The organism is Ileibacterium valens (assembly GCF_001945525.1).
Classification (GTDB): Bacteria; Bacillota_I; Bacilli_A; order Erysipelotrichales; family Erysipelotrichaceae; genus Ileibacterium; species Ileibacterium valens.
On sequence record NZ_MPJW01000067.1, the window covers coordinates 1 to 16,115 of the forward strand.

Annotated in this window: 14 protein-coding genes, 1 tRNA gene and 1 other RNA gene; 12 read left to right on the forward strand and 4 right to left on the reverse strand. The window is 39.6% G+C overall.

All coding sequences use genetic code 11. From position 1 onward, the window contains the following. Window positions 1-80 precede the first annotated feature (80 nt). Window positions 81-449, reverse strand: a complete 369-nt coding sequence (locus BO222_RS02155; protein WP_075817961.1) for a putative quinol monooxygenase — start codon at window positions 447-449, stop codon at window positions 81-83. Window positions 450-675: 226 nt separating this feature from the next. After that, window positions 676-1,413, reverse strand: a complete 738-nt coding sequence (locus tag BO222_RS02160; protein WP_075817963.1) for an OadG family protein — start codon at window positions 1,411-1,413, stop codon at window positions 676-678. A gap of 458 nt (window positions 1,414-1,871) precedes the next feature. Between BO222_RS02160 and BO222_RS02165 the strand changes: the two genes are divergently transcribed. The 3 genes from BO222_RS02165 (at window position 1,872) to BO222_RS02175 (ending at window position 4,753) form a co-directional block, all read left to right on the forward strand. Beyond that, a complete protein-coding gene (locus BO222_RS02165; RefSeq protein ID WP_075817965.1) occupies window positions 1,872-2,897 on the forward strand; it encodes a hypothetical protein in 1,026 nt (341 codons plus the stop codon). Window positions 2,898-3,065: 168 nt separating this feature from the next. Further along, complete coding sequence (locus BO222_RS02170) at window positions 3,066-4,172, forward strand: M42 family metallopeptidase (protein WP_233131189.1); 1,107 nt, start codon at window positions 3,066-3,068, stop codon at window positions 4,170-4,172. Then, on the forward strand, window positions 4,172-4,753 hold the full coding sequence (locus BO222_RS02175) for a GNAT family N-acetyltransferase (RefSeq protein WP_083647630.1): 582 nt from the start codon (window positions 4,172-4,174) through the stop codon (window positions 4,751-4,753). The genes BO222_RS02170 and BO222_RS02175 overlap by 1 nt, the downstream gene beginning before the upstream one ends. A 179-nt stretch (window positions 4,754-4,932) precedes the next feature. Here the strand turns inward: BO222_RS02175 and BO222_RS02180 are convergent, their stop codons facing one another. Continuing rightward, complete coding sequence (locus tag BO222_RS02180) at window positions 4,933-5,289, reverse strand: ArsR/SmtB family transcription factor (RefSeq protein WP_075817967.1); 357 nt, start codon at window positions 5,287-5,289, stop codon at window positions 4,933-4,935. Between the two features lie 271 nt (window positions 5,290-5,560). Between BO222_RS02180 and ssrA the strand changes: the two genes are divergently transcribed. The 6 genes from ssrA to malQ all read left to right on the forward strand — a co-directional run bounded on the left by ssrA (window position 5,561) and on the right by malQ (window position 11,940). Beyond that, window positions 5,561-5,931: a transfer-messenger RNA gene (gene ssrA / locus BO222_RS02185) on the forward strand. 384 nt (window positions 5,932-6,315) lie between these two features. Beyond that, window positions 6,316-6,391 (forward strand) — tRNA-Ala (locus BO222_RS02190). Window positions 6,392-7,083: 692 nt separating this feature from the next. Beyond that, entirely contained in the window at window positions 7,084-8,409 is a 1,326-nt protein-coding gene (locus BO222_RS02195; protein ID WP_075817969.1) for an ABC transporter substrate-binding protein, read from the forward strand. A gap of 195 nt (window positions 8,410-8,604) precedes the next feature. Further along, complete coding sequence (locus BO222_RS02200; protein ID WP_075817970.1) at window positions 8,605-9,456, forward strand: carbohydrate ABC transporter permease; 852 nt, start codon at window positions 8,605-8,607, stop codon at window positions 9,454-9,456. 2 nt (window positions 9,457-9,458) lie between these two features. Next, complete coding sequence (locus tag BO222_RS02205; RefSeq protein ID WP_075817972.1) at window positions 9,459-10,301, forward strand: carbohydrate ABC transporter permease; 843 nt, start codon at window positions 9,459-9,461, stop codon at window positions 10,299-10,301. Between the two features lie 151 nt (window positions 10,302-10,452). Beyond that, window positions 10,453-11,940 carry a 4-alpha-glucanotransferase gene (gene malQ, locus BO222_RS02210; RefSeq protein WP_075817974.1) on the forward strand — a complete coding sequence of 496 codons (1,488 nt, stop codon included), beginning with the start codon at window positions 10,453-10,455 and terminating at the stop codon, window positions 11,938-11,940. Between the two features lie 456 nt (window positions 11,941-12,396). On the opposite strand, the gene BO222_RS02215 is transcribed toward malQ, so the two are convergent. Next, window positions 12,397-12,825: a Spx/MgsR family RNA polymerase-binding regulatory protein gene (locus BO222_RS02215; protein ID WP_075817976.1), complete on the reverse strand. Its 429-nt coding sequence runs from the start codon at window positions 12,823-12,825 to the stop codon at window positions 12,397-12,399. Between the two features lie 889 nt (window positions 12,826-13,714). On the opposite strand from BO222_RS02215, the gene BO222_RS02220 reads away from it, so the two are divergent. The 3 genes from BO222_RS02220 to BO222_RS02230 all read left to right on the forward strand — a co-directional run. After that, the gene (locus BO222_RS02220; RefSeq protein WP_075817978.1) at window positions 13,715-14,413 is read left to right on the forward strand and encodes a Fic family protein; all 699 of its coding nucleotides are present in this window, start codon (window positions 13,715-13,717) and stop codon (window positions 14,411-14,413) included. A 391-nt stretch (window positions 14,414-14,804) separates the two neighbouring features. Then, window positions 14,805-15,422, forward strand: a complete 618-nt coding sequence (locus BO222_RS02225; protein WP_075817984.1) for an IS607 family transposase — start codon at window positions 14,805-14,807, stop codon at window positions 15,420-15,422. Between the two features lie 13 nt (window positions 15,423-15,435). Then, the coding region (locus BO222_RS02230; RefSeq protein ID WP_143356903.1) for an RNA-guided endonuclease InsQ/TnpB family protein at window positions 15,436-16,115 on the forward strand (680 nt) is incomplete at its 3' end.

Sequence of the window (16,115 nt, forward strand, 5' to 3'; positions counted from 1 at the left end):
CAAAAGGCGGAAATCTTCCGTTTCCGACTTTCCTGAGAGGAAAGCTGGAGCACAGAGAAGATTTCCGCCTTTGATGGTATTCAGGGATAACCGGGAATAAAAGCCCGTGCAAATTTCAAAAGGTTACGAAAATTCTGATCTCTTTCAGGAATTCCATCTTGATCGCTGATATAACGTTGAATTTTCATGTGCAGGTCGTATTTATCTCTTAATTCAGCAAGATCTTTCATCATATTTGATGCATGATGGAGGTCAATCGCTTCCTGGTTTTCCCATTCATCGATCAGTAAAACAGAATGTGGATCGTTGAATGGAAAAAAATATTCATATCGAATGTTACCTTCTTCTTCACGGATCTTCTTTGCGATCTGTCTTGATTCCATTTCCATTGCAAATTTTCGGGCATTATCGCCTTCGCCGGTATAAAACAGATGGATGAGAATACTCATAGTTTGTTTTTCCTTACGTTCCTTTTCTACTTATTTTGTTTTGTAATATTTCAGACAAAATAACCATATAGGAATTCTTAGATACTGTCTAAAGAATTTTAGCATAACAGATGTTTTTGCATACATTTTGCATAAAGAAGTCAAAAGCAAAAGCGATAGATTCCATCGTTAGAATCTATCGCCAGATTAAAGCCTGACTGACCGGGCAGATACTTGGAGCATTTTCTTATTTATATCGCGAGGTTGTACGGGCCAGGGAAGTCAGCATTCCATCCAGATTTTCGTAATCTGAAAAGGATCTTTGCTGCTGAATTTTAATCAGCTCATCGATGATGGTTTCCATTTTATCAACTGTCTGCTTAGAGTCATTTACATATCCATCAAGGATGGCAAGCCGATCAGCTGTAGCCTGGGCGCTTCCAAACATCGAGACTGCAGTGGATGCCTTTTGATAGTTATTCCAGAGGACTTTGCTTGCGTCGTTCATCACACTTTCGTAGCGGTTGATTGAAATGATCGAACCTGAAAAATATTCCTGAAGAAAACCGGAAATGGATTCCTGCCTCGAAGTCATTTCTGAATAAAGCTTTCTGAGGATATCAAGCCGTTTGGTATATTCAGGATCTGCAGCTTCAAAGATTGAGGCTTTTTTTCTTGGCAGATCTGGTTTGATCGGCTGTTTTGGAGCAGAGTCTTTTGTCCTGCGGCTGGTGACTCTTGAAATCAGGTGAATGATCATAATGAATGCGCAGATGACAAAACCAATCGATATAAGGTTTAAGCCAAACCCAAAGATTGAACCATCAAGCCGAAATACCCATTTGAAGTACTGCATGAGTAATGAGAGAACGAAAGAACCGATTGTATATAGAAGAATCTTCAATGGATGCATTTCGACTAATTCCGAAGAAGCTTTTCCTGTCTGGAAGACAATGTGCTTAGTTGCTGTGATTTTCTTTTTCATTGAATTTTGGCAAGTTTCTTCTGATCTCAAGCGGGAAGAACCTTGCAGCCCCTCCTTTCTGCATAAGTCTTCTGATTTTAAATTCTTAGAGGTTTCTAAAATTTCTAAATAAGGAAAACGAATTTTTCTTTCTAGTCAGGCCCCAGGTTAAATCCATAATGGGTTGACTAATCAGATAATTTTCAGGGATTGTGCTAAAACCAATTTCTTACATTAGATCCTGTAACTATTTCCTGCTATTGAGTATATCAGTTTCAAAGAAATCCTTTGGTAGAATGTAAGAGCGTTAAGAAAACTAATTTTCAGTACTTATAATCTTGCAGCTTTAAAAACGATTTACATCCAAAAACTCATCCAGAACGTTTCTTTTAATATCAATATAAGAGGACGATGCGAAGAGATAATTAGTTTAAGTTCAAACAGAAAATTTTGAAATTAGAAATGGAATATGTATAAAAATGAATGCTCAACAGATGCCTCAGCTGCCAAACGAGGATGCTCCTAACTCTGAAAATCATGCAAAAAGGTGCTCGCTGAATCCAGAAGCGAAAGAACCGGATTTTAAAAGCCTGGATGATGATTCTGTTCAGGCTGATAATATAGCTTATCAACGATGCAACTATACCGATCTGTCGAAAACCAGTTCATCAACAAAGATGAATCACTTTCGTCCAGGCTTCTGGATTAGTACTCTGGCGATTGCTGGTGCAGTAATGATTGGAACGGGATCTCTATTCAGAGCGATAATCTGGCCCCATTCTTCATATGAAGAAGCAGCAACAGTGGCTGAATATGATGATGATTACTGGTTTGATACGGCATGGAGCGAAACGGTGGAAGCTCAACCGGTCAGTGTCTATGTTAATGAAAACAACCGGCCGGTAATTACGTTTAAACTGGAAAAAACAGACCCTGGAGTCAATATGGAATTTGCGACTGGTGATTTGATCTACAAAGGAATCAATGTTAAAGATTGGGCTGCGTTGCCTTCGATGGGTCCCGCAACCAATGAAGCCTGGATTTCAATGGAGGGAGAAATTCATTTCAGTCCGGAAGAACTCGAAGATATTGTTCTAGATGATTTTGTCCTGGCGGACACTAAAGAAGATTCAATCATTACTCCGATTACAGATCAGATCTATATAGAAGAGGCTGAAGATGATTTGGATACTGATTCGCTGATCCGAATGTACAAAGCCCAAAATCCTTATAACTTTCATAACTTTGAAATTCTTTCTCAGGAATCCAGAAATGGAAAAGAAGAAATTCGGTTCAGAATGAGTAAGCAGGGCAATGAAGACAGTTATTTCAACCCGTATGCTGATCTACAGATCCTATTCAAAAAAGGCGGAGAAGTGGTGTTCGCAGATCAATTTATGCCATCAGAAGAAGTCCAAGATTCTGATACATCGGTAGACCTGACTTATACTACCCCCTTTGATATTCCAGAATATGATGAAGTTGTCATCAGCGATCTGTCCTGATATCAACAATCAGCAAAACAGATTCGAGCATCGCCAAAACGAAATAGAACGGTGAAATGAATCAAAGATGCAAATGCCTGAATCCGAAGATAACGGAATCGGGCATTTTTCACTGTCTGACTTATATAGATATTTCATGAAAAAGTCATTCTGAACTTGAGGTTTTGAATGTGGAAGATTACCTTGTACATGGATTATCCATATTCAAGAAATAAGAAGGAAGGGAAAGAAATGATTTATGAAATAAACCAGGAGCGTCTGCTCAAAACACTTCAGGAACTGATCGAAACTCCGAGTGTTGTAGGCTACTATCCGTGTATTCATCAGCTGCTCGAAGAGCTTGTTGAGCCTTATGGCTTAACAGTCGATTACGATCGCAGACATACGGCCTATGTTAAAATCTCTGGACAAAATCCAGAAAAAACGGTTTGCCTGGGAGCACACTTCGATACGATTGGAATGGTTGTCCGTTCAATCGAAGAGAATGGATGGCTTTCTGTCCGCAATCTGGGAGGATTGAACTTTCATTCGCTTGAAGGAGAGAACGTTCTTGTTCATACCCGCTTTAATGGAGACTATACCGGGATGGTCATCTGCAAATCTCATTCAGTTCATGTATTCGATGATGCCAGAGAACTTGAAAGAGATTTTCCAAACATGAAGATCCTGATTGATGAAGATGTCCATGACAAAACTTCAGTGGAGGCTTTGGGAATTCGTCCGGGAGACCTCATCAGTGTAGATCCAAAATTTGTACTGACGGATACCGGTTATATTAAATCCCGGCATATTGATGATAAAGCCAGTGCAGCTGTTCTAATTGAATGCATTCGAATTCTGGTCGAAAACGGATTGCAGCCGAAGAACAATATATGGTTTGCATTTCCAATTTATGAAGAAATTGGACTTGGAGGAGCCTATGTTCCTGATGAAGTCGAAGAATATCTCGCTTTAGATATAGGATTGATCGGTCATGAACAATCAGGCGATGAAAAGAAAGTTTCAATCAGTGGGGCGGATCGGATTGCGCCTTACGACTGGGATCTGACCAGCCGGCTGATTGAACTGGCCGAAGAAAATGACATCGATTATGTGACAGATATCTATTATCGATATGGTTCTGATGCAACGGCGGCTTTGAATGGTGGGAATAATATTGTTCCTGCAACCATTGGGATGGGAACAATGAATTCACATGGATATGAGCGGACGCATATTGATGGAATCGTTGAGACATTGAAACTTTCGATGGCTTATATTATGGATTCAAAGTGATGATGAACATTCTTCAAAAGAATAACGAAGTCTTCATCGAGACGGATCGTCTGATTTTACGTCCATGGAAACTTGAGGATGCATCCAATCTGTATGAGCTCATAAAAGATCCGGATATTGGGCCAGCCTGCGGATTTTTGCCCCATGAAAATCCAGAAAAATCCAAGCACATTCTTCAGACGGTTATGATTGCGCCCAACAGCTTTGCGATCACTCTGAAAGAAGATCATAGAATCATCGGTGATATTTCCATCATGTCTTATCCAGAGAAAAAACGTGTTCTTGAAGATGATCGAGCAGAATTTGGTTATTGGCTGGGCAAGGAGTACTGGCACCAGGGATATATCAGTGAGGCACTGAGGGCACTGATTCAGTATGCTTTTGAAAATCTGAATCTGAATCAATTATGGATATGCTATTTCGATGGTAATCAGAATTCTGCCAGAGTCGCCAAAAGAAATGGATTTAAGATCATAAGACTCGAAAAGAATGTCGAAGCAAGGCGGATTGGAAAAACTTTAAATCTTTGGCATACCTGTCTGAATAATTCGGAAATAAAGTTAAATAATCAGCCAGAATAAGAAGTTGTGTTCAGCAGTTTCTCTTTTCATTCTCTTGCACTGTAAGGATTAGCGAATGGAATGATCGAAGGTACTGAAAAAAGATCCAGAAAGATTTGCATTGGGAAAATGCTGTCTTTCTGGATCTTCTGCTTTATGTCTCGAAATTTTTAGCTTGGATTTTGAACCTGGTCAAAATCTTAATCTTCTTCGAGGATGTGTTCAAAGGCTACATGCAGCACAGAGTGGATATGAGAATCATCAAGAGAATAAAAAACAGTTTTACCTTCTTTACGGCTTTTTACCAGCTTGGCTGCTTTTAAAGCTTTAAACTGATGTGAAATGGCAGAACGGGACATTCCAACAACGTTTGCCACATCACTGGCGCAGAATTCGCCCTTTTCAAGGGTGATCAGTATTTTTAATCGGGTGGGATCTCCCATGATTTTATAAAACTCGGCAAGCCGGTTCAGATCGTTGTCAGAGGGTAACTCTTTTTGGACTTCCAGGATTCTTTTTTCGTCCAGGGTTTCATAATTCAGATCATTGTCATTCATAAATAAAGAGTATCACATCGAAGGCCTGCATCTTTTGATTGATACATTTTTAAGCAGAATACAGTATTTGAGGGGATTTCATTTGAATATTTCTCAGGATCACTGCCTGTTTGATTGGGCCAGATAAGAACATGGATCTCTAATGTAGAAAATCAGGGAAGATCTTTAGGAAATGGTTTCAGAATCGCGAGAAAGTCCGGAAAATATGAAAAATAATAAGGTTTCTATATTGACGAAAATGCGAAAGACAGATTAAAATATCACATTACATGGGGATGTTTTAGGTATTCGATGAGTAGAAGCTTGGAACACACTACAGCCGAGTGGTTTCGTTAAAAACCAAAACCAAAATAAACGCTAGAAACAATAACTATGGCCGTGCAATGGCCTTTGCTGCTTAATTAGACGAATATAGTCTTGCAGCCTTTCTGAACGAGTTCGCTTTCTTCTAGTTCAGATCGATGGCGAAAAGAAGATTGGATGGATTATGGGCTGGATAGTTTCATCTGAAATACTTACAGTCGACCCGAAAGAAATCGTGTTTGTCCGAGTCTTTCGGTATTCTGACAAACTAAGCTGTAAACAATAGTGAGTTCGTGGGGCTCTGCTTAGACGCGAGTTCGATTCTCGCCATCTCCACCATGTGAATATAACTCCTTTATATAAAGGATAATCAATAAACAATGCAGCAAAAAAATGTAGTTTTTTTCTGGAGAGCCAGTACTGAACCCAATATTGGGTTTTGATGCCGCTTTCCAGTTTTTTTTCTTTCTATACTTGAAGGTTTTGCTTCTTAGCGAAGCGAATGTCAGAAATGAATTAGAAGCTTATTGGCTCCAATAGCTTATTTTTTATTACGGTTAACTGCATATAAACCGTAAGTACTTCATGAACTGCATTTTAGATAGCTTTATACCGTTGATTGTCAGACTCAAGCCTGTAATCTCCTGAAATTCACGTCATAAAAACATTTGGTTTTGGGGTTGATTTTAGAAATTGAAATGATAAGATAAACAGGCATTGCATGGGGTGTTAGCTCAGCTGGGAGAGCGCTACGCTGGCAGCGTAGAGGTCACGGGTTCGAGCCCCGTACGCTCCACCATTATGTCAATTACTCTCGATATCCATTGGGTATCGAGTTTTTTTGTTTTCTTTCATTTATTTTTTTCTGATCGAGATGAAATCCAAAGATGGATTGAACTCTTTTGGTAATCCGCTTAATGCTGAATCGAATTTTGCTTAAGGTTTTGAGCAGGTCGGTTCTAATCAGAACGCTGTTTCCGAAGTCTCTCTAAAAAAAGCGGGAATTCAGAGTAAAATCTTCCAATGCTAATATAATCGGTCAAATTAATTTACAAATACACATTCGGTATAACAATGGTTTGAATTCAGTCATTTCGATCATAGCTTCTAAAGGATAGCTGAAGAACAGAGCTGGATTGTAGGGAATGCTTTTAAAAACAAAAATAAATTCAAAAAAAGGAAATCGCAGTAAAAAAATAAGTGAAGTTTGAAACGTTTTTACTCTCAAAAAAGAATAATTGAGGAATTATCAGAAATAAACCGTACGATTATTACGTTCAAAAAAGAACATTTATTGGGTTTAATAGTTTCTGGAAACGTTTTAGCAGAAAAACCGCCGTGCAATGGAAACGTTTTAAAGTTTTTACGAAAAGTTATAGCTTTTTTGATTTGGAACCGTTATGATCAATATAGTTGAAAGCGATAATAAAAATTACGTGAGCCATATCGCTTGTTGAATCTGGTTAAACCAGGGAGGAGAAAAAACATTATATGAAGAAATGGCAAAATTTAGTTGCAGTATGTGCAATGAGTGTTTCCGTTCTTGCAGGATGCTCCAGCACATCTTCTGATGCTGCAGATTCTAATGGAGAAGCTGGGGCAGCTGACGGAGCAAAAGGTTCCGTTTACTACCTGAACTTCAAACCTGAACAGGATGAAGCCTGGCAGAACCTTGCTAAAAAATATACAGAAGAAACAGGAGTTGACGTTAAAGTCGTAACAGCAGCTTCCGGAAACTATGAAACAACTCTGATGTCCGAAATGGGTAAGAGCGGTGCTCCAACTCTGTTCCAGGTCAATGGACCTGTAGGTCTGAAAAACTGGGAAGACTATGCTTACAACCTGTATGACACTCCAGTATTTAATCAGCTGACAAGCGATGCTTATGCTCTGTTCGTTGGTAAAGATGATGTAGCTGCTATTGCTTACTGCATCGAGTCCTATGGAATTATTGTAAATACAACCCTGCTTGACAAAGCTGGTTACAAGGTAGAAGACATTCAGTCCTTCGAAGATCTGAAGAAGGTAGCTGACGATATTACTGCCAGAAAAGATGAACTGAACTTCAGCGCATTTACATCTGCAGGTATGGATGGATCTTCTGACTGGCGTTTCAAAGCTCACCTTGCTAACATGCCAATCTACTTCGAATATCAGGAAGATGGAATTACTGATACAGATGCTATTAAGGGAACTTACCTCGACAACTACCGCGACATCTTTGATCTTTACATCACTGATTCCACAACTCCAGGTAAAGACCTTGCAGCGAAAACTGGTGATGACAGCCGTAACGAATTTATCTCCGGTGAAGCTGTGTTCTATCAGAACGGAAGTTGGGAATACAACGAACTGATCAAAAACGGTTTAAAATCTGAAGAAATCACTATGATTCCAGTTTATATCGGTGCTGGCGACGAAGCTAACCAGGGTCTGACAACTGGTACTGAAAACTACTGGGTAGTAAACAAAGAAGCCAGTGAAGAAGATATTCAGGCAACTCTTGACTTCATGAACTGGTGCGTAACTTCTGAAGAAGGAACAACCGCAATGGCCGATGAAATGGGCTTCGTAATTCCATTCAAAGATGCTAAACCATCTGAAAACGTATTTGTACTTGAAGATGTAAAACTGACTGAAGAAGGAAAGACTCCAGTATCCTGGAACTTCACAACTATGCCTTCTGAAGAATGGAAGAATGCTCTTGGTTCTGCTCTGACTGCTTATGCAGCTGATCCAACAGATGCTAACTGGGAAGAAGTAGAAAAAGCATTCGTTGAAAACTGGAAAACTGAATACGATTTAGCAAATAACTAAGAGTATTCATCTCAGTTCTTTCAAAATAACAGGAATCGATTTGAATTATCCGGCTGGTTAGATTGAATAGCCAGTCCTGACGGAAATATACAATTGTCATACCTGATAAAGCTAAAGTTTATTTGATTTAAATTGCAGAAGCAGGCAGATGAGTCGCTGCCTGCTTCTTTTCATTCAGAAAGGTAAAACGTTTTAATGCAACGAACTTATAAGAAATATGGATGGATGTTCGTGCTTCCGACCCTGATCGCGTTTACGATCGGATTCATTATTCCATTCATCGAAGGTCTGTATCTTTCATTCTGTCAGTTCACCACCGTAGGAAACGCTGTATTTAACGGTTTTTCCAACTACATTGCGGCATTTACAGATGCTTCATTCCTGCGTTCAGCCGGTTTTACAGTCCTGGTAGCCGCAGTGAATGTCATTCTGATCAACGTTCTGGCTTTTGCCTTAGCTCTGGCTCTGACGCAAAAGCTGAAAGGAACGAACTTCTTCAGAACTGTATTCTTTATGCCTAACCTGATCGGTGGTATCGTTCTGGGTTATATCTGGCAGATCTTAATCAACTGTGTACTGGCTTTAGTAGGACAGCCATTACTGAAGTTAAACGCAACAGCCGGGTACTGGGGTATCATCATTCTGATGTGCTGGCAGCAGATCGGTTATATGATGATCATTTATATCGCCGGTCTTCAGAATGTACCAGATGATCTGGTGGAAGCAGCCAAAATTGATGGCGCTACAGACTGGCAGATTCTCTGGAAGATCAAAATCCCGATGATGATGCCTTCCATCACCATCTGTGTCTTCCTGACATTAACCAATAGCTTTAAACTCTTTGACCAGAACCTCGCCTTAACCAATGGTGATCCAAACCACATGACAGATATGCTTGCTCTGAACATTTATCAGACATTCTACGCTCGTGCTGGTAAGGCATGGAAGGGTATTGGCCAGGCCAAAGCCGTTATTTTCTCAATTGTTGTGGTATTGATCAGCTTCTGGCAGCTCAAAACAACTAGAAGTAAGGAGGTTCAGCAGTAAGCATGAAAGATAAAAAGAAACTGACCCGGATGCTTCTGGTAGGCCTTCTGATTATTCTGGCCTGTGCCTGGATTTATCCGATCGTAATGATCCTGATTAACTCGCTGAAACTCGAATCAGCGATCTCAACCAATACGACTTTTGACATGGTCAATGGCGAAACATACGCTGGTTTAGAAAACTATTCAAAAGCCTTCAGTTCCTTTGGATTCATGCAGTCCTTAGGTTACTCGCTTTTCATCACAGTAACATCCGTAGCTGCAATTATTATTCTGTGCTCGATGTGTGCCTGGTATATCACCCGAGTTCATTCCAAACTGAACTCGTTCCTGTATTACCTGTTTGTATTCTCGATGGTTGTGCCATTCCAGATGGTTATGTTCACTCTGTCTCAGACTGCTGACATGCTCAAGCTGAACAACCCGTTCAACCTCTGGATTATCTACCTTGGATTTGGTGCCGGACTTGCAGTCTTCATGTTTGCCGGTTTTGTTAAATCCATTCCGCTTGAAATCGAAGAAGCGGCTCTGATTGATGGATGTACTCCTCTTCAGACCTTCTTCAAGGTGGTTGTGCCAATTCTAAAACCAACCATGGTTTCTGTAGCGATTCTGCAGGCCATGTGGGTATGGAATGACTACCTGCTTCCAACTCTGGTTCTTGATATTACCAAGTACAAGACCATTCCAATGCTGATCCAGTACTTCCGCGGTTCTTATGGCCAAGTGGAAATGGGTCCGATGATGGCTTCCATCATGCTGACAATCATCCCTGTGGTCATTGTCTACATCTTCGGTCAGAAACACATCATCAAGGGTGTGGCTGCCGGTGCTGTAAAAGGATAGCCTTCTTAAGCTCAGTTTCCAGAAAACTGAGCTTTTTTTCAGCCTGATCTTCTATTCTGAAAGGAAGAGAAGATCAGTAAATCAATTTCATCAGATTTTGTACAAATCATTTCGTTAACGAATAATCAAAAAGTAGAAAGAGGTACGCTCAATGAGAAAAAGCGGAATATTGCTTCACATCACCTCTCTTCCTGGGAAATACGGAATCGGAACCATGGGAAGAGAAGCAAGAGAATTTGTTGATTTTCTGAAAAAATCCGGTCAGTCCTACTGGCAGATTCTTCCAATCCATCCAACGAGCTATGGAGATTCACCATATGCTTCCTATTCAACATTTGCAGGAAATCCATACTTCATTGACTTTGATCTTCTAAAAGATGAAGGACTGCTTCAAAAAGAAGAGTATGACAACATCAATTGGGGTGATCAGGAGGATCAGGTCGATTTTGGAATCCTCTACAACCAGCATTCTCATGTTTTAAGAAAAGCAGTAGATCGATTTCTGAAAAATCCAGATCGTGAATATGAAGAGTTCCTGCAGAAGAATGCGGACTGGATTGATGATTATGCGCTGTTCATGGCTTTAAAAGACCGTTTTGATGGAAAAGCCTGGAGTGAATGGCCTGAAGAGTACCGGCATTACACAAAAGAAAATGCCAAAAAATGGAGAGAAGAAATGAGTGATGTGGTGAATTATTACCGCGTAATTCAGTATTTCTTTTCGAGGCAATGGAATGCACTAAAGAAATACGCCAACGATAATGGAGTGGAAATCATAGGAGATTTACCTATCTATGTGGCTATGGATTCTGTAGATGTCTGGAGTCATCCCGGACTGTTTGAATTGGATGAATATCTGGTTCCTACTGAGGAAGCTGGCTGTCCTCCTGATGGATTCTCCGCAGTTGGGCAGCTTTGGGGAAATCCAATTTACCGTTGGGATGAACATAAGAAAACAGGATATGAATGGTGGATTCGACGTGTCGACTATCTGACGAAAATGTATGATGTTCTGCGAATCGACCACTTCAGAGGCTTTGACTCTTTCTATTCCATTCCATTTGGTGAAACGACCGCGATTAATGGTCACTGGAATGAAGGTCCGGGAATGGATCTGTTTCAAGCAATCACAAACAAAGTAGGGGAAAAGAGAATTATTGCCGAAGATTTAGGGTTTTTAACAGATTCTGTTAAGAAGCTGCTTGCGGATACAGGCTATCCAGGAATGAAACTTCTGCAGTTCGCTTTTGATTCCCGCGATCCAGGGGCAACTTTCTATGCACCATATAACTATCCGAAAAACTCGATTGCCTATACAGGCACTCATGACAATAATACGATTCAGGGATGGTTTGATGACATTCTGCCCGAGGATAAGGAATATGCGATTGAATATCTGCAATGCCATAACCCGGAAGACCGGCACTGGGTGATGATCAGAGAACTGCTTAAATCACCTTCAGATACCGCAATCATTACAGCCCAGGATCTTTTGGGACTGGGATCTGAATCCAGAATGAATACGCCCAACACCGTTGGAAATAACTGGAAATGGCGTTTAAAAGATCATCAGCTCACAGACCAACTGGCTGATGATTTGTTCAGAATGAATCGACTGTATTCAAGAAATCTGGATTGATTTTTGAAAAGAATGCAAAAGATAAGATAAACAGCAGAATATTTGAACTGTCAATAGAAGATTACACGACTGAATGTGTCTGTTTAAGAGGATCCTGAGCCAAATATGGTTCAGGATTTCTTTATTTTAAAGTTTAAGCTGATTGTTAATATTGTATAAAGAATAAACGGAACGTGAAGAGGGGAATTTCTGAGTTTCAGAAGCGACTGTTTACAACAGAATACAGGAAATTGAAGATAAGAAAAATCGGCTAAGAACCGATCCTGCTCTGTTCTTAGCCGATAATACATTAAATTATAGAGTGAAAAATTATAATCAAATGTTTGATTCGTTGCTTATTCAATTGTATTAGTACTTGAAATGCCTGGGGGTTACGAATAATACATTCAAGATCGTGAAAGGTTAAGTTTCATGAGTTTGAACAGGTATGGGAATTACGTAAGGAATCCGGAGAGTCTAATGAGCACGTACTTTAAGGGATACATTGACTGAGGCGATGCTTGTTTCAGAGAATGGTTCAGTTTCGTAGCGTTTTTCATAAGGAACCATTGCTGTGATTTCATCATCGTCATAGCCAACAACCATACTTTTCTGAGAAAGAATGATTGGACGCTTAAGAACGGATGGATTTCTCTGGATAAAGCGAGCCAGCTGCTGGGTGGACAGGTCGTCCATGCTGCCGTTGAGACTGGCGAATGCTTTGGAGCGGGTCGAAATAATGTCTTCCGTTCCATTTTCACATCTGGACATCAGATATTTGATTTCGGATTCTGACAGCAGGTTCGAAAAAATATTCTTTTCGATGAAATCGATGTGATTGTCTTCAAGCCATTTCTTTGCTTTTCTGCAGGATGCGCAACCGGGAGAAGTATAAAATAAAATCATATTTGCCCTCCTAAAACTTTCGTTTTCAGTGGTAACTCTTTATTCTATATTTATATTAGTGCTTACTAAGGTAAGACAGCAATGTTTTGCAAAAAAAAGTTGGACTTTTCGCTTTCCTTTTATTAAAAGCGATTTTCGACAAAATCATCTTATCTTGTTTACTCAAGTAAACACAATATGAGTTAAGATTAATATAAAAATCACATAAAGACATGAATGTGTTGCGATTTTTTTCTGAATTCTGTGGCAGCAATGATGGAAATATTGGATTATAGACGTATAATAAATATTTAAGAAATTTATAATTTAGATTTCCTGTCTGCTCGAATACTGGTCCAGACAGGATAGATTGAGTAAACTGGAGTAACAGAATCATCGACAAAAGCCCTTACTGAAAACGATTTGAAATTGTGTGAGAATTTATTTTCAGAATGAAAAGAATGATAGTATTTCCTGATTTTGCCCATTTTTTCCAGAGAAAATTGGTATGGTCCAAAGAGATAAAGCAATACGTTTCATTAAAAATCAAAACATAGACAGTTGATTTTGAAAATCTGTATCAGGTAAAAAAAGAGTACAAAATAATCCAGTTTATAAAAAATTGAATATTAGGATTGCCTGTGAACTGAGAGGATAAAACGGATGTCTGAATACTCTGGGAAAACGCCTTAAGAAATATTCCTGCATTGCTTTTTTGACTGAGCAAACTCTGCGGGAAATGGAAAGCCTTTCTTTGAATGAACATGTGAACTTATAAAGGCTTTTCACACATTGCGAAATTGAATATAATGTACAGGAAAGATCCTATTTTGAATAGGTTAAATATTTATTGAAACGGTTGATTTAGCATCGAAGCTTAATCCCATCATGTAAAAAGAGGTAATTACTAATGAATATTGTTGATATTCTTACTGACAACAGAAACTATCTGGAAGATTTTGTAACTCGAGCTACATATGACTCCAATGCTCTTGAAGGCAGTACATTAACTAAAAACGAAACATATGCTTTAATTTTTGACTCCAACCATTGTCTGATTAACGCCAATGCAAAAGAAATTCATCAGGCTATTAATATGAAAAAGGCTTTTAAGGATGTTCTGAATATGGTTCGTAATAAGGAACCAATGACTCATGACTTTCTCGTAGGGCTTAATGAAACTATTAACGAGAATATTCTGTTCGGTGGAGCTTATCGTGTCAATCCAGCGATGCTGACTGGAAGCAACAAAGTTTTCCCGTCTCCAGATGAAATTGAAGAGTTCTTAAACCGTTTCATCGATGCCTATAACGCATTAGTGGAAAATGGTTTCAGCATGTACGATGTAGCAGACCTTCATGTTAACTTTGAAAATATCCACCCTTTCTCTGATGGGAACGGAAGAACAGGGCGTCTGCTGATTAATGCTCTGCTGCTGAGTGGAAATCAGACTCCAATTACTCTGCCTCTGGATGCGCGGAATGATTATCTGAAAATGCTTGAAACAAACAATGCGACTGGTCTGGCTAAAATGTTTGAAGAACTCCAGGCAAACGAAGAAGAACGGCTCAGTTTATTCCTGCCTTTTGAAGAAGAAGCTGCTGAATAACTTTTCGTTTCATTGATCATAAGTGGCTTACAGAACCTGCTGCCGTGAGTTTCGGCGGCAGGTTTTCATTTTGAAGCGGTTAAAAACAGAAAATCCAAAAACATAGACGAAAGTTTAGTTCAGCGAAAAATCAGGTAATGAAATTCAAAACCATGGTTCAACTATAAACTGAGATTACTTTGCAGACAAAAATCAAAAATAAACATAAAATAGAAGGAAACTGGCTTTTGGCAATTTTACTATGATTGGAGAATACTGTGAAAAGTTCATCTCCGGCTTTTCAAAACAGTTTCAAATGAAAAATTAAAAATAAATATTTAGAAAATACGAGGAGACATGCTAAGTGTCTGATTTTCGTGTCTTTTCTATTCTTTTCGATTATTATATAGTCATGGAAAAGAGATATAAAATTGGTGAATTCGCACTGATGATTGGTGTTTCGGTCCAAACCCTCAGGAAGTGGGAGAAGGCAGGAAAACTGACTTCTTATCGCTCTCCTGGCGGAGTTCGCTATTACACACATCAACAATATTTAGAACTGACTGGAGGATCTGTTCGTTCTTCCAAAACAGAAGAAACTTCTGTCATCTATGTTCGAGTCTCGACAAGAAATCAGAAAGACGATCTGAAAAACCAGGCCGCTTTTCTTCGACAGTTCTGTAATGCCCGTGGAATCATCGTTTCTGAAGTGATCGAAGACTATGGAAGCGGCCTGGACTACAACCGCAAGAAATTAAACAACCTATTGAATCAGGTCATGGACAGAAAAGTATCGCAGATCGTGATAGCCCATAAAGACCGATTCGTTCGATTCGGCTATGATTGGTTCGAACGATTGTGTGAACGATTCGGGTGCAGGATCATCGTTGTAAACAACGAAGAACTTTCTTTTGAAAAGGAACTTGTCGAAGACATCATGACCATCCTCCATATGTTTTCGGACAGATTGCATGGATTGAGAAAATACAGGAAGATGATCAAAGAAGATGATTCATTGACCAAAGAATAGGAGACGTCATCCTATGAAAGGATATAGGACATTCAAAGTTGAAATTGATCCAACAGACGAACAAAAACAGCAGATTGCCCGGTTTCAGGGGATCTGCCGTTTTGTTTACAACCTGTATCTTCATGAGAACCAAGAACGTTGGGAAGCAGAAAAGAAGCTTGCTGAAGCATCAGGGCGTAAGCCTCATAGTACGTTGATGAAACCAGCAGAGTTCTATACATGGCTCAAACAGGACTATATCCCCGCCAGCGGAAATATATGGATCAACGACTGTCCTTCCAAAGCAGTAAGACAATCGATCAACGATGCAAACGAGGCTTATCGTAAGTTCTTCAAGAAACAAAGCGGGTTTCCAAAGTTCAAGAAGAAAGGTTCCAACGAATCGATGGTTTATTTCTGCCGCAACAGTCTCAGTCAACCCGTTCGATCGACTCGATGGTATGTCCAGGTACCAAAACTTGGACGAGTGCACCTCAAGGAGAAAGGTCGAATTCCGACTTATGTTCCAAATGAAGTTGAGATTGTAAAAGGATGGATTGGACAGAAGAACGGCAGATGGTATATGGGTGTCTATGTCGAGTACGAAGTCGATTCTGTTCCTTCTTATCGTAAAGATTCAGATGGTATTGGTATCGACCTCGGGATCAAGGAATTGGCTGTTCTCTCTAACAAAGAGGTCTTTGCAAACATCAA